Origin of the sequence: Prevotella sp. tc2-28 (genome assembly GCF_900107705.1) — a bacterium.
GTDB lineage: Bacteria > Bacteroidota > Bacteroidia > Bacteroidales > Bacteroidaceae > Prevotella.
The window spans coordinates 69,050-80,890 of record NZ_FNRE01000006.1; the positions used below are offsets into that span (position 1 = coordinate 69,050).

Annotated in this window: 10 protein-coding genes and 1 tRNA gene; 6 read left to right on the forward strand and 5 right to left on the reverse strand. The window is 48.6% G+C overall.

The genetic code is table 11. The annotated features are described in order from the left end of the window. Nucleotides 1-37: 37 nt before the first annotated feature. On the reverse strand, nt 38-796 hold the full coding sequence (gene recO, locus BLU47_RS07010; RefSeq protein WP_091960344.1) for a DNA repair protein RecO: 759 nt from the start codon (nt 794-796) through the stop codon (nt 38-40). A 105-nt stretch (nt 797-901) separates the two neighbouring features. Between recO and BLU47_RS14745 the strand changes: the two genes are divergently transcribed. From BLU47_RS14745 to BLU47_RS07025, 4 genes are all read left to right on the forward strand, one after another. Further along, nucleotides 902-973 (forward strand) — tRNA-Glu (locus BLU47_RS14745). A gap of 139 nt (nt 974-1,112) precedes the next feature. Beyond that, entirely contained in the window at nt 1,113-1,364 is a 252-nt protein-coding gene (gene rpsT, locus BLU47_RS07015) for a 30S ribosomal protein S20 (RefSeq protein ID WP_091960347.1), read from the forward strand. A 126-nt stretch (nt 1,365-1,490) separates the two neighbouring features. Beyond that, nucleotides 1,491-3,461, forward strand: a complete 1,971-nt coding sequence (gene gyrB / locus BLU47_RS07020; protein ID WP_091960364.1) for a DNA topoisomerase (ATP-hydrolyzing) subunit B — start codon at nt 1,491-1,493, stop codon at nt 3,459-3,461. Then, a complete protein-coding gene (locus tag BLU47_RS07025; RefSeq protein WP_091960367.1) occupies nt 3,454-4,317 on the forward strand; it encodes an AraC family transcriptional regulator in 864 nt (287 codons plus the stop codon). Before gyrB ends, BLU47_RS07025 begins: the two co-directional genes overlap by 8 nt. Before the next feature lie 15 nt (nt 4,318-4,332). Here BLU47_RS07025 and BLU47_RS07030 read toward each other — a convergent pair whose 3' ends face one another. Together BLU47_RS07030 and BLU47_RS07035 are read right to left on the reverse strand one after the other, a co-directional pair. Continuing rightward, a complete protein-coding gene (locus tag BLU47_RS07030; RefSeq protein WP_091960370.1) occupies nt 4,333-4,932 on the reverse strand; it encodes a DUF3109 family protein in 600 nt (199 codons plus the stop codon). Continuing rightward, a complete protein-coding gene (locus BLU47_RS07035) occupies nt 4,926-5,591 on the reverse strand; it encodes a uracil-DNA glycosylase (protein WP_091960372.1) in 666 nt (221 codons plus the stop codon). The genes BLU47_RS07030 and BLU47_RS07035 overlap by 7 nt, the downstream gene beginning before the upstream one ends. Before the next feature lie 67 nt (nt 5,592-5,658). Here BLU47_RS07035 and BLU47_RS07040 point away from each other — a divergent pair, with 67 nt between their 5' ends. Further along, complete coding sequence (locus BLU47_RS07040) at nt 5,659-7,680, forward strand: SpoIIE family protein phosphatase (RefSeq protein ID WP_176780485.1); 2,022 nt, start codon at nt 5,659-5,661, stop codon at nt 7,678-7,680. A gap of 41 nt (nt 7,681-7,721) precedes the next feature. On the opposite strand, the gene gpmI is transcribed toward BLU47_RS07040, so the two are convergent. After that, on the reverse strand, nt 7,722-9,242 hold the full coding sequence (gpmI, locus tag BLU47_RS07045) for a 2,3-bisphosphoglycerate-independent phosphoglycerate mutase (protein ID WP_091960378.1): 1,521 nt from the start codon (nt 9,240-9,242) through the stop codon (nt 7,722-7,724). 204 nt (nt 9,243-9,446) lie between these two features. On the opposite strand from gpmI, the gene BLU47_RS07050 reads away from it, so the two are divergent. Then, nucleotides 9,447-11,222 (forward strand): MATE family efflux transporter, encoded by a 1,776-nt coding sequence (locus BLU47_RS07050; RefSeq protein WP_091960380.1) that lies wholly within the window; start codon nt 9,447-9,449, stop codon nt 11,220-11,222. Between the two features lie 7 nt (nt 11,223-11,229). Here BLU47_RS07050 and BLU47_RS07055 read toward each other — a convergent pair whose 3' ends face one another. Continuing rightward, nucleotides 11,230-11,832: a ribonuclease HII gene (locus BLU47_RS07055; RefSeq protein ID WP_091960384.1), complete on the reverse strand. Its 603-nt coding sequence runs from the start codon at nt 11,830-11,832 to the stop codon at nt 11,230-11,232. Nucleotides 11,833-11,841 lie beyond the last annotated feature (9 nt).

Genomic DNA, 11,841 nt, shown 5'->3' on the forward strand with positions numbered 1-11,841 from the left:
ATTTATAAATTAAGGTAGTTAAAATAGCTTATAATCATCACTCTGCCCACAACTCCTGTAAGACAGGAAGGCTCTTCAACTCCGGAAACTGGGGGATATGCAGACGATAGTAGTGCAAGAGCACTTCCGTGATGCGATTGCGGTCTATGCGACTTAACCGATAGAGGTGCATTGTAGGGAAATCCATACGCATCATCAAGTGAATAAGACGCGCTTCACCTGGTTGTAGGAAGTCGCTATGTGTAGGAGCCGTCAAACAAAAATGCCCCTCACGCAAATCGAAGAATAAATCGCCCTGAGACACATCTCTCACCTCTCCCCTCTCTTCTCTCACCTCCAAATTCGGATAGAAGCCCAGAAAACGACTCATGTGCATCAAGAAAGTGAGGTGGAAATTAGCAAAACCCGTAGTCGACATATCGAGCCACTGCATGGAATTGCAGATATAGGAGAACAACGGGATATCCTGTTGCTCAGAGCGAAGGGCATGATACAAGAACTCCGCCGTAAATAGCGATAAAGCCAGTTTCTCAGGGGAAAAGGGAATAGTGGTATAGGCCGACAACAGACGGGCATCCTTCAATTTCTGCAACTGAACCCGCTGGCGCACATCGCACTCCACTTCCAACAAGGTCATTGGTTGGAAATACTGCTTCTTCAGACGCGACTTGGAGGTCTTGGGAACAGGCACGATAAAAGCCAGTCGACCCGCCTCGCGAGTGAACATATCGACGATGATTTTCGATTCACCGTACTTCAAAGTATGTAGCACTACGGCTTCCGTTTTCACTAACACGAGGGCGAAATTACATAAAATTCACCGAAAAACAGCATTTTTCCTCAAGAAAATTTTGTCGAATGGAAAATTTAACGTACCTTTGCACCCGCTAAAAATGACGATGGTCCCTTCGTCTATCGGTTAGGACGAGAGATTTTCATTCTCTAAAGAGGAGTTCGACTCTCCTAGGGACTACCCATTAAATCTGTCATCTGCACAGCCAAGTGCTACTCGCAAGGGGAATGGTGGCAGGGGGTGTAAAAACCCGCCCAGGGCAGTCGTAAGACATAAGACCCATAAGCTTTAAGTTCAAAACATTAAATTAAAATTAAAAATGGCAAATCACAAGTCATCCCTGAAGAGAATTCGTCAGGACAAGAAAAAGGCACTGCACAACCGCTACTACGCAAAGACTATGCGTAACGCTGTACGCAAGCTCCGTGCAATGACCAACAAGGAAGAGGCTGCTGCTCTCTATCCCAAAGTTCAGAAGATGCTGGACAAGCTGGCTAAGACCAACATCATCCACAAGAACAAGGCCGCTAACTTGAAGTCGAGCCTCTGCCAGCACATCAACAAGCTGTAAGAAACATTCACATACAGCACAAAAGACTGCAATTCTTAACAGATTGCAGTCTTTTTTTGGATTAAAAATTCTTGCATATCGATTTTTTTTTGTAACTTTGCAACCTATTAAGGACTATTAAATAAAATGGCAGAAGAACTGAACAACCCAAGTAACTATTCCGCGAGCAATATCCAAGTGCTCGAAGGTCTGGAAGCCGTGCGCAAGCGTCCGGCTATGTATATCGGAGACATCAGCGAGAAGGGTCTCCACCACCTCGTAAACGAGACCGTCGACAACTCTATCGACGAAGCAATGGCAGGCTATTGCACCCACATCGAGGTAACCATCAACGAAGACAATTCAATTACCGTACAGGATAACGGTCGTGGTATTCCCGTAGACGAACACGAGAAGATGCACAAGTCTGCATTGGAAGTCGTCATGACGGTGCTTCATGCCGGTGGTAAGTTTGACAAAGGCTCCTACAAGGTTTCCGGTGGTCTGCACGGCGTAGGTGTCAGTTGCGTAAACGCTCTGTCTACCCACATGATGTCGCAGGTGTTCCGCAACGGTCACATCTATCAGCAGGAATACGAGAAGGGTAAGCCCCTCTACGACGTGAAGATTGTTGGCGACACCGATATCACGGGTACCCGTCAGCAGTTCTGGCCAGACGGATCTATCTTCACCACAACAGAATACAAATACGATATCATTGCCAAGCGCATGCGTGAGTTGGCTTATCTGAATGCCGGCATCACCATTACGCTGAAAGATATGCGTCCCGACGAGGAGGGCAACTTGAAAGAAGAGGTATTCCACGCCAAGGAGGGACTGAAAGAGTTCGTGCGCTACGTAGACCGTCACCGCACCCACCTCTTCGACGACGTCATCTATTTGAAGACTGAGAAACAGGGCGTTCCCATTGAGGTAGCCGTCATGTACAACACAGACTACTCCGAGAACATCCACTCATACGTCAACAACATCAACACCATTGAAGGTGGTACCCACCTGCAAGGCTTCCGTATGGCGCTGACACGCACACTGAAAAAATATGCCGACGAAGACCCCAATATCTCCAAGCAGATTGAGAAGGCTAAGATAGAGCTGGCTGGTGATGACTTCCGCGAAGGTCTTACTGCCGTCATCTCCATCAAGGTGGCCGAACCTCAGTTTGAAGGTCAGACAAAGACCAAACTGGGCAACTCAGAGGTTGCTGGTGCCGTCCAGCAAGCTGTCGGTGAGGCGCTCACCAACTATCTGGAGGAGCACCCGAAGGAGGCCAAGCAGATTTGCGAGAAGGTAGTGTTGGCAGCAACAGCCCGTATTGCCGCACGTAAAGCTCGTGAGAGCGTACAACGCAAGAACCCGATGACGGGTGGTGGACTGCCGGGTAAGTTGGCAGACTGCTCAGAGAAAGATCCTAAGGTTTGTGAGATATTCCTCGTCGAGGGTGACTCGGCCGGCGGTAGCGCCAAGCAAGGTCGCGACCGTCATTTCCAGGCGATTCTTCCCTTACGTGGTAAAATTCTGAACGTTGAGAAGGTTCAGTGGCACCGCGTCTTCGAGGCTGAGTCTGTCATGAACATCATCCAGTCTATCGGCGTACGCTTCGGTGTAGATGGCGAGGGCGACCGCGAGGCCAATATCGACAAGCTGCGTTATGACAAGATTATCATCATGACCGATGCCGACGTCGATGGTTCACACATCGACACTCTCATCATGACGCTCTTCTACCGTTTCATGCCACAGGTTATCCAAGGCGGACACCTCTATATTGCCACACCACCACTGTACAAATGCACATACAAGAAGTTCTCTGAGTACTGCTATACCGACCAGCAGCGTCAGGCCTTCATTGACAAGTATGTGGATGGTGATGAGAATGCTACAGCACTGCACACCCAACGCTACAAAGGTCTTGGTGAGATGAACCCAGAACAGTTGTGGGAGACCACCATGAACCCGGAGAATCGCCTACTGAAACAGGTTACCATCGAGAATGCCGCAGAAGCCGACGAGATTTTCTCCATGCTGATGGGTGACGATGTAGAGCCACGCAGACAGTTTATTGAGAAGAACGCCACTTACGCTAATATCGATGCGTGATATCTTTTTAGAAGAGGCGAAGAATTGGGGCAACGCAGATGCTTTGAGCAACTGCCTCGCACTGACAGACCAGATCAGTGACGCCCATACCACGCAAGAGCCTACACGTCTGAATTTCATCTTGATGGCACTATGCCTTAAAGGGCAAGCGAAATACAACATCGACACCAAGGAACAGACGGTAAAGGCGGGCGACTTGTTGTTTGTCTCAGAACGCCACATCGTAGATAATTACTCGGCATCAGCAGACTTTGAATGCCTGTGCATCATGGTCAGCACCGAGTTTTATCACGGTTTCGTTCAGAGCGTACAGAACGTCTCATCGCTTCTTCTCTTCTCTATGAACAACCCTGTTGTAGCTTTGACACCAAGCGAAGTACAAGTGTTCAGCAATTATTTCCATACCATCCGCGAGAAAATAACCAATACAGGACATCACTACCGTGAGAATCTGGTAAAAGCCTTGCTGTTAGCCATGTTCTACGACATGAGCAATGTCATCTACCGTGTAGAGCAACAAGGAAAGAAACCTCAGATGCGTGCTGACGCCTTGTTCTCCCAGTTCATCCGCTTGTTGGAACAGAACTTCCGTTCCATCAGACGCGTTAGTTGGTATGCAGAGCAATTATTCATCACCCCTAAATACCTGTCGGAAGTAGTTAAGCAGACAAGCAAACGCACGCCCAACGAATGGATTGACAGTTACGTCATTCTGGAAGCACGCGTACTGCTGAAAACCACAACCATGAGTATTAAGGAGATTGCCGACGAACTTCACTTCCCTAGTCAGTCATTTCTAGGAAAGTACTTTAAGGAGCATGTAGGCGTCAGTCCCTCTGAATTCCGTAAGCAATAGTTAGTCGGGGGGGAGCTATTGACCAGTAACCATTAGTTGTTCGGCAACATCACATAATTCCTGATACCATGCCTCACCAAAGCGACGAGTCAGGGGTTCTTTCAGAAACTGATAAACGGGAAGGTTCAATGCCTTCCCTTTTTCAATGGCATCTTTGCAAACTGACCACCGATTATAATTCAACCCTACAAGTCCGTTCCCGAAATTCTTCTCACGAATGGGATAGAGAGCACAACTGATAGGCTTGCAGAACTGAGTCCTACCCTCACGATAGGCCTTCTCCAACGCACACAGACAATTATCACCATCATAACAAGTAAACACACAATCCTTGCCTCTGACAATACTTGTAACCAAATCACCATCCTTGTCTGTATAAGCCACACCTTGTTTGTCAATGACACTCTGTGCTGAAGCCGACAGTTGAGGCCACACAATATCCAATGCATCCTCTATGCCTGCTATCTCATCCATTGTCACTGGTGCTCCTGCATCTCCTTCTACACAGCAGATGCCCTTGCACTTCTCATAGTCACAACAGAACTTCTCTGTCAGGATCTCCGAAGAAATCAGCACCCCACCGACTTCCAGGATTGGCGGTATCTCGTTTACCATACAATAGGTTTTATGCCGTTTTGTGTCAAATATTCATTGCAACGTGAGAACTGATGTTGTCCAAACCATCCACCTCTGTTTGCACTCAGTGGTGAAGGATGCACTGATTCCAATACCAGATTCCTGGTCTTGTCTATCATATATGCCTTCCCACGTGCATAGCCTCCCCATAGCATATAAACCAAATGCTCCCGATGAGTAGCTAACGCTTTGATGGCAGCATCCGTAAAAGTCTGCCAACCTAAGGAGGAATGGCTATTGGCCTGATGAGCCCTTACCGTCAGCGTGGCATTGAGTAGCAACACGCCTTGTTCTGCCCATCGCGTCAGGTTGCCAGACTGTGGAATCGGAGTGCCTATATCGTCACGTATCTCCTTGAAGATGTTTTGCAAAGATGGCGGAAACTGAACACCATCCTGTACAGAGAAGCTCAACCCGTGCGCCTGTCCTGGTTCATGATAAGGGTCTTGTCCGATGATAACCACCTTTACCTGTTCAAAAGGACAGAGATTAAAGGCATTGAAAATCAACTTGCCTGGAGGATAACACGTTCCAGAACCATATTCCCTTCGCACAGCATCTGTCAATTGTGCAAAATAAGCCTTTTCAAACTCTGCCTGCAGATGTTCTTTCCACGTGGATTCTATCTTTACACTCATTATCTTTGCAGTTTTGCTTGCAAAGATAGAAAAAAAAATGTATCTTTGCAAGCAAACTATAAAGGTTATGCTTTCTATCTTCAAGAAAAAACAAAAAAGCGCCTATCCGCGCTCCTTTGCCAAGCGGCTCACATGGCGCATTATGCTCCGTATGTTGATATTCATGGGTATTCCCACCGCCTTGGTGTTCTGGGGTTGTTACGTTTTAGTCTATGTGGGCGCCGTCGGCATCTGTAACCGTCTGGTGAGTGGTGAGCACGAGGAGATTCGTCGTATCACGTCTGACCTCTACGTAGCCTCCATCAATACCGCCCCCGTGATAGAGGACAATTTGGAGAATCCCGAGAAGATACAGGGTCTCATCGAACGCATGCTGAGGAAGAATCCCTACATGCGCAGCTGTGGCATCAGCTTTGTTGATAACTACTATCCCAAGAGGGGACGTCGGTTCTACCCCTTTGCCGTGCGTGTGGACACCACCAAGATCGAGACTTATGTGATGGACGACGCCAAGCATGACTACCTGACAGCAGCTTGGTTCAAGGAGGCGCTCAGCCGGAACGAGGGCTACTGGGGCAAGTCCTTCATAGACAGTGTCAACCAAGGGAGGCCGCTGGTGTCGTACTATCTGCCCATCCACGACAAGCGTGACAGCACGGTGGCGATACTGCGTGCCGACCTGTCGCTCGACTGGCTGAACGACAAGATACAGTTCTATCGGTCTAAAAAGGACACATCCAGCACGAAAGGTGTAAGCGTCGAAATAGAACAAGAGAAGAAAGAAGCCTGGGACCCTGGATATGCTGCCTACTACTTCATCGTCGATACGACGGGTACGCTGCTGGTACACCCCGACCAGACGCGAGTACTCAAGCACAACATCAAGGAGTATGTAACTAAAGACCCCAATGACGCGGTTGAAAGCCTGCTGGACCGCAATTCCGATGAGGATGAAGACCTGATGCTTGACGGTGAGCATATGCTGGTGACCTTCCAGCCAGTGAAGTACACCGACTGGTGTCTTGGTTTGGTGATTCCCGAAATCCTTGTTGAAATCATTGCCTACTTTTTCGGCGGCATCATGACGCTGATTATCCTGATAGGCATGCTGGCCGTGTACTTCTTCGGGCGTAGAGCCATCAAGAAATCCACTCTGCCGCTGAAGCAGTTAGCGGAGTCAGCCAACGAGGTGGCTAAGGGAAACTTCGCCACACCGTTACCCACGCTGACAAGCCGCGATGAGATACATATGTTACGTGACTCGTTCGAGCAGATGGAACACTCGCTGTCCAAATATGTGGAGGAACTCAAGAACACAACGGCACAGAAAGCGTCCTTTGAGAGTGAGCTGAAGATAGCACACAACATCCAGATGTCGATGCTGCCCAAAACATTCCCACCCTACCCCGACCGCGACGACATCGACATCTTCGGAACACTGAAGCCTGCCAAGGCTGTGGGTGGTGACCTATTCGACTTCCACATCCACAACGAGCAGCTTGTCTTCTGCATCGGCGACGTTAGCGGCAAAGGAGTTCCCGCCTCACTGTTCATGGCGGTAACGCGCTCGCTGTTCCGCAACATCACAGCACATGAGCTAAAGCCCCACCACGTTGTGAAGGCCCTCAACGAGTCGCTCTCTGAGAACAACGACCTCTACATGTTCGTTACGCTGTTCGTGGGTGTGCTTGACCTGCAGACCGGCCTGTTGCGCTACTGCAATGCCGGTCATGACGCACCCCTGCTCATCGGGAACAGTGTCGGCACTTTGCCCTGCGATCCGAACCTGCCCATCGGCATACAGCCCGACTGGGAGTTCACGGAACAGGAAACCCTCATTAACCAGCATACCACCATTTTCTTGTTTACCGACGGACTGAACGAGGCCGAGAACATCAGCCACGACCAGTTTGGCGACCAGCGCATCCTGAACGTTGCCGAGAGTCTGCTGGCTACGGGCAACCACCGTCCCACCACCGTGGTGAACAAGATGAACGAGGCCGTTCACGCTTTTGTAGGCAATGCCGAGCAAAGTGACGACCTCACGATGTTGGCTATACAATATAAAAAAGAAACAACCTCTGAGTAATCATCCCAGAGGCTGTTTTTACATTAATAATCTTTAGAACTTTAATCCTGAATCAGGTTCTCGCCCGTCATATCTGAAGGTTGCTCCAGTCCCATGATATGTAGAATAGAAGGAGCAACATCGGCAAGACGACCGTCCTTAACAGTAGCTGAATTGTTGTTAGTTACATAGATGAAAGGCACGGGATTCAGCGAGTGAGCCGTGTTGGGAGTTCCATCTGGATTGATGGCATTATCGGCATTACCGTGGTCTGCAATGATGATAGCCTCATAGTCGTTAGCCTTAGCAGCCTCGATGACCTCCTTTACGCAATTGTCTACAGCCCATACAGCCTTTGCTATGGCATTGTATACACCCGTGTGCCCTACCATGTCACCATTGGCGAAGTTAACCACGATGAAGTCATACTCCTGAGTCTTGATGGCACCTACCAGTTTATCCTTTACCTCAAAGGCGCTCATCTCGGGTTTCAGATCGTAGGTAGCAACCTTCGGAGAGGGAACCAGAATACGATCCTCACCCTCGTATGGAGCCTCACGACCACCGTTGAAGAAGAAGGTGACGTGCGCATATTTTTCCGTCTCTGCAGTATGCAACTGTTTCTTACCTTGCTGCGACAGATACTCACCAAGCGTATTCTCTACGTTCTCCTTGGGGAACAGGATGTTCACACCTGTGAAACTGGCATCATATGGTGTCATGCAATAGTATTGCAGTCCAGGTATTGTCTTCATACCCTGCTCCGGCATATCCTGCTGAGTGAGCACAATGGTAAGTTCCTTGGCGCGATCATTACGGAAGTTGATAAAGATAACCACATCGCCCTCCTCAATGCAACCATTCACGCTACTATTATGAATAGGTTTAATGAACTCATCGGTAACACCCTCAGCATAGCTCTCCTCTACTGCCTTTGCCATATCGGTTGCCTGCTTACCAGTGCCGTTCACGATAAGGTCGTAACCCTCCTTAACACGCTCCCAACGCTTGTCGCGGTCCATAGCATAGAAACGGCCAACGATAGAAGCTATGGCAGCATCATTCTCGGCACACACCTTGGTGACTTGCTCAATGAATCCCTTTCCACTCTTAGGGTCGGTATCACGACCGTCCATAAAACAGTGAACAAACGTCTGGTTTTTCAAACCATAGTGCTTGCCCACCTCTATCAGTTTGAAGAGATGGTCAAGTGATGAATGCACACCTCCGTCAGAACAAAGGCCCATCAGATGCAGTTTCTTACCTTTCTCCTTGGCATAGGTATAAGCAGCCTTTACCTGTGGGTTCTCAACGATAGAACCGTCCTTACAAGCACGGTTAATCTTGACAAGGTCCTGATAAACGATACGACCAGCACCAATATTAAGGTGTCCTACCTCTGAGTTACCCATCTGTCCGTCGGGAAGACCGACATCCTCACCAGAGGCCTGAAGCTGAGAGTGAGCAGATGTAGCTGTTAACAAATCAAGGTAAGGCGTTGGGGTATTGAAAATAACATCACCCTTACCATGCTTACCGATTCCCCATCCGTCGAGAATCATCAATAATGCTTTCTTTGCCATAATTCTATTACCTATTTTATATACATTCTTTATAAATATAATTGCGGGTGCAAAGGTACAATTTTTTTCCTACACAACGGCACTGCAACACATAGTTTATGATAATTTTATTAAAAAAAAGATGCAATTTGCTGTTGGGTTGTATTTTTTTCGTACCTTCGTGCGCAAAATTGGAATACAATACAGCAACTAAGAGAATAAGTTATGGCGATAAATAACAAGAAGAGAAACTCTTTTATCGTATCAAAGGCGCTGAAAACATTTGTGATGGCTGCCGTACTTACAGCAGCTGCGTCTCAGCTAGCCCATACCGCTGACTCCATGATAGTCGGCCATGTAGTAGGTCAGGACGCCGTTTCCGCTATCAACCTCGTACTCCCACTAGTGGAAGTACTCAACTGCATTGGGTTCCTACTTTGTTTTGGAGCCAACGCCCTATGCGCACAAACCATCGGTAGCAACGACATGGAAAAGACGGCCCGCATCTTCACCTCCACCATTCTGACGGTCTTAACGGTGGGAGTTGCCGTTTCACTGGGCATCAGCCTGTTCAGCAGGCAGATAGTAGAACTCGTTTCCGAAGAACCCCACTTGAACAATATGGCTTATGACTACATCCACACTTATGCCTTAGGCGGTTGGCTGCAGATGATGTCATATGGCCTCTGTCTTTTCGTCGCCACTGACGGTCGTCCGCGTATGGTAACCATTGCCGTGATAGCGGGTGCACTCACCAACGGTCTCGTCGACATCCTGACTATCTCTGTGATTGGCATGGGGGTTGAGGGTGCAGCCCTGGGCTCACTTTCTATGTTCACCGTCAACATCATCGTTTTGCTCACCTACCTTCGCAAGCCTACTAGCTCATATCGTCTAAAGTGGCCCGGCAAGAGCCTTTTCAATATCTTCCTGTCTAATGTCAAGGAGGGTGCCCCCATCACGCTGAGCAACTCACTGATGGCCGTTACCATCATGCTCATCAATGACATTGTGCTACGGTACCTTGGCTGCGACGGTTTGTTCATCTGGTCTGTCTGCTTGCAGATGCTACTGCTCTCCTATGTGTTCATCGATGGCGTCATCGAGTCGATGTTTGCCATTGGAGGTGTATTGATGGGGGAGCGCGACTTGCGTGGTCTTGAGATTCTTGTCAAGCAGGCCTTAGTGGTCATTGCCATGTTGGTAACCATTGTTATCATCATGATGTACATGCCCAACGCAGTAGGCATGCTCTTCGGTGTGACAAGTGGCAGCGAACTATCTATTGAGCTAAACCGTGTGCTACGCATCTTCGCTCTGATGTTAATTCCCTTCTCTATCACGCAGATTCTGTTGAGCACCTACCAAATTCTTGGCCACGAAAAGACCAGCGTTATCACCGCAACCGCACAAACCGCCATGCTTGTTGTTGGTGTATGGTTCGTTGCCAACCTCGAAGGTATTGAACTATGGTGGGGCTTCGTAGGTGCGTGTGCCCTCGTACTTCTTTTCCAGCTAGGCTATACCTATGCTAGGAGTCATATGTACCATGCCCCCATCTCCCCACTGACCATGATTCCTCAGACATCAACAGGATTGACATATGACCGTTCCGTCTACTATAAACTCGACGATGTCTACGACACACTGAACGATATTGATACCTTCCTCAAGGATGCGAAAGTCTCCTCCTCGACTCTGTTTGACCTCAACATTTGTTGTGAGGAGTTAATGACCAATATCGCCCAGCACTCGAAAGGACGCATCATTCAGCAGACATTCGACGTACACCTCCACGTCAACAATGACGGTGTCTTCGTCACGTTGAAAGATGCCGGACGTCCCTTCGACCCTGTCAAGGCTGGCAAGATGGCAGACAAGAACATAGGCACCGAGGGGCATGAGCACATGGGTCTGCGACTCATCACACAAATCATTCCCGACATTAACTATAAGTTTATGTACGGTCAGAACACAGTGTTTATCTGGAAGAAGCCATAGCAGGCGATCAGAAATCAAAACTGAGCTGACCGTCACCTAATAGGTTATACGACCGGCGGTGATAAGGTGTGATGCCATTCTGACGGATGGCATCACGATGTTTTTTGGTGGGATATCCTTTGTTTGACAACCAGTCATATTGTGGATATTCCAAAGCCAACTGGTTCATGTAGTCATCACGATAGGTCTTGGCAAGGATACTGGCTGCGGCGATGGAGAGGTATTTCCCGTCGCCCTTAACGATAGTGGTTGCTGGAATCTGCTGATAGGGCTTGAAGCGGTTACCGTCAACGATGATAGCCTCTGGACGCACCTTCAATTGGTCTAAGGCTCTGTGCATAGCCAGGATAGAAGCATTCAGAATATTGATGCGGTCTATCTCCTGAGGGGTAACAATGCCTACCGCCCATGCCACAGCATCTTGCTCTATGATGTCACGAAGCTGGTATCGTTTCTTTTCCGTGAGTTGCTTCGAATCGTTCAGTAACTCGTTCTGATAATCGGGTGGCAATATGACGGCAGCCGCATAGACACTGCCTGCCAGACAGCCACGGCCTGCCTCATCGCATCCGGCTTCAATCTTTCCTTCGTAATAATGACTTGCTAACATATCTTTTGC